This is a genomic window from Chitinophaga silvisoli, from assembly GCF_003412465.1.
Classification (GTDB): Bacteria; Bacteroidota; Bacteroidia; order Chitinophagales; family Chitinophagaceae; genus Chitinophaga; species Chitinophaga silvisoli.
The window spans coordinates 1-2,608 of record NZ_QTJV01000023.1 but is presented as its reverse complement, the minus strand read 5'-3'; the positions used below and the strand labels follow the sequence as shown (position 1 = coordinate 2,608).

The 2,608-nt window shown below is 27.8% G+C and carries 4 protein-coding genes; all 4 read right to left on the bottom strand.

What is annotated here, in order from left to right:
* Positions 1–1,239: ATP-dependent DNA helicase (locus tag DXN04_RS33405; protein WP_147320141.1), on the bottom strand; the 1,239-nt coding region annotated here is incomplete at its 3' end.
* Entirely contained in the window at positions 1,239–1,709 is a 471-nt protein-coding gene (locus DXN04_RS33400) for a hypothetical protein (protein WP_116857776.1), read from the bottom strand. The genes DXN04_RS33405 and DXN04_RS33400, both read right to left, overlap by 1 nt.
* 6 nt (positions 1,710–1,715) lie before the next feature.
* A complete protein-coding gene (locus DXN04_RS33395; protein ID WP_116857775.1) occupies positions 1,716–2,048 on the bottom strand; it encodes a hypothetical protein in 333 nt (110 codons plus the stop codon).
* 143 nt (positions 2,049–2,191) lie between these two features.
* Positions 2,192–2,470 carry a hypothetical protein gene (locus tag DXN04_RS33390; RefSeq protein WP_116857774.1) on the bottom strand — a complete coding sequence of 93 codons (279 nt, stop codon included), beginning with the start codon at positions 2,468–2,470 and terminating at the stop codon, positions 2,192–2,194.
* Positions 2,471–2,608 lie beyond the last annotated feature (138 nt).

Sequence of the window (2,608 nt, the reverse complement as noted above, 5' to 3'; positions counted from 1 at the left end):
ATTCGTAATATTAGAAGCTATAAGATATTTACGTTTAAAATCAAAATACTGTTTCCATTTACTTCCACGTTCAGAACTACTAGCTTTTTTAGCATCATCAATAAGACTAGTCAACTTCTTATAATACATTTGAAATGTATAGTTATCATAATGGTCAATAACAAATAAAGGTTGAGTTACACTTCCACCATGAATAGCTTGAAACTTAATAAGAAATCCTTTAAACTCATAATCATTATCAACTGTATCAACAATATCTTTAACAATATATTCTTCACTATTGTTTATAATAATATCATTAAAAACATTAACAACAGTAGTATAACTCATTATTAAATCATTACGAGTAATAAGGCTCTTATCAGCATCTTTAATAATCATATGCCTAACATGATTATTCCATTGTGCAACACGATTATTAGTATAAGCTATAATACGATACAAATCAATATTTTTAGTATATTCTTCATCATTAAAACAAGTATCAATTAAATCAGAAAATTCAGTTTGACCACAAACATAAAATCCTTTAGTTTCTTCATTATAATCTTGTCTATTTTTAGATATATAATCAAGAAATCTCCATCCATTCTTATTATCTATATCTTCTCGAAGAAGTTTAAGAAGTTTACTAATAGGGTTATTATCTCCTTGTCGTACAACTTCTTTAAGATAATAAGTATTACTAGCAATAAGAAAAGCTTGACTAGTTTTCTCATTAACAGGTGGAAGCTGACTAGAGTCACCAAGCATTATAACTTTAATTTGAAGCTTCTTACATTTATTACTAATATACTTAACAAGTTTAGCATTAAGCATAGAAGCTTCATCAATAATTAAAACTTTAAGACCATCTAGTTTATCTTTTCCAACAGGATTAAAGGCAGGATTTTCAGGGTCAAAATTTTCAATATTAACATCAAGTCTAAAACCAAATAATGATTGAATAGTATTAACTTCTTTTCCACCAATAGAATTACTAAGAACTCTACAAGCTTTATGTGTAGGAGCAGCACAGCCTATAACACCACCAGACCATTTGCAATTATTAATAACATATTTAATAACAAATGTCTTACCTGTACCTCCAGCACCACAAAGAGCATTAATAAATTTCTTATCATCCCAAGGCTGTGCAAGAAACTCAATAAGTTCATGCACAGCTATTTCTTGGTCTTTAGTAAACTTAATGTTAATATCTTTTCTATTACTATTAGCAATATTAAGATTACCAATCATTATAATTCGTTGTTTACATCAATAAGATTATTTTTAACTTTATCTTCATATTCTTTCCATTCTTGAAAAGCTAAAATAGTAGATTCACTATCACCACGATTATAACACGTAGTAATATGAAACAATTCCTTAGCAAAAGGCATTTTAACAATTTTACCTTTAGCTATAAGTCCAGCAGCAAAAGGAATATAAAATCTAGTGTCAACAGTTTTTCTATTTTCACTATCTCTTATAATTTTAATTCTATGGTTATATTCATCTAATCGACGAGCATAAACAACTTTCTTTCCTTTAGTTCTGTAACTTTCACCAGTAATGCTATATAGTTTGCCATTGTATTCTACTTTATAAGTACCATCAATATATCTAATAATACCTTCACATTTAGCAACTATAATAACATATTTATTGACTATTCCTTTCTCTTTGGATTTACCTACAACTCCAAATGAGAATTTAAAGCTAACCATAACATACTACTTTCTTTTAATAGTACGCATACGTTTATCAACAGCACGAGTAATACCTTTAAAAGTATTATCCTCTGCAAACTTAGCTTTATGAGCAGCCTTTTTAGCAGCTTTCTTAGCAGCAATTTCTTCATCACGTTCTTTTTGTTGTTGAATAACATCAACAATCTCAACATGATAACCACAATAATGAGAAAGAAAATCAATCTTACCACTAGTTCTATTACCAATAGCACTATTTTTAGCTACTTTAATAACTTTACTAGCAGGATTGATTCCAATAACAGCGTCAACATTATTAAGTTGACGAACAACAGAAACTTCATCATACTTTTTCATAAGTATTTTACGTTTTTAAAGATTAATAAAACAATTATATTTAATAGTTAAAACTATAATAAGTTCAATAATAATAAGATTAGTAGAGCCACTACGCTACGCTCCGTGGCGACCCCCCGTAGAGGATGGAAGCAAGCTAGTCATTAAACTTTCTTTCTAATAATATCATTAAAATCACTAGTAAGTTTACCAATCCTATCTTCAATTCTATCTAGTCTATTTCTATCCCTATCTCTTTTAACTTCCCATTGTTTATTAATATCGCAAATATCAATTTGAATCTTTCTAATCCAATTTTGAGTATCATTAATATCTCTAATAAGTCTATCTAGTTTTTTACTAACAATGGTAATTCTTATAAAAAGATATACAGATAAACCAAATATCATACCAAGTATAAAATGAGAAACATTTTCAATCATAGAAATAATGATAAAGTTTACGAATAAGTTCAAATCTAGTATCAGTAATATTATAGATTTTAAATGCTTTAGCAACAAAATCAAAATCACCATATTTAAGTAAAGCATCTATATAATCTTTAATATCACTAAGCCACA

What these genes read in the sequence shown, in the direction of transcription:
- DXN04_RS33395 (WP_116857775.1), bottom strand. Translation starts at nt 2,048, where the DNA reads ATGAAAAAGTATGATGAAGTTTCTGTTGTTCGTCAACTTAATAATGTT.
- DXN04_RS33390 (WP_116857774.1), bottom strand. Translation starts at nt 2,470, where the DNA reads ATGATTGAAAATGTTTCTCATTTTATACTTGGTATGATATTTGGTTTA.
- DXN04_RS33400 (WP_116857776.1), bottom strand. Translation starts at nt 1,709, where the DNA reads ATGGTTAGCTTTAAATTCTCATTTGGAGTTGTAGGTAAATCCAAAGAG.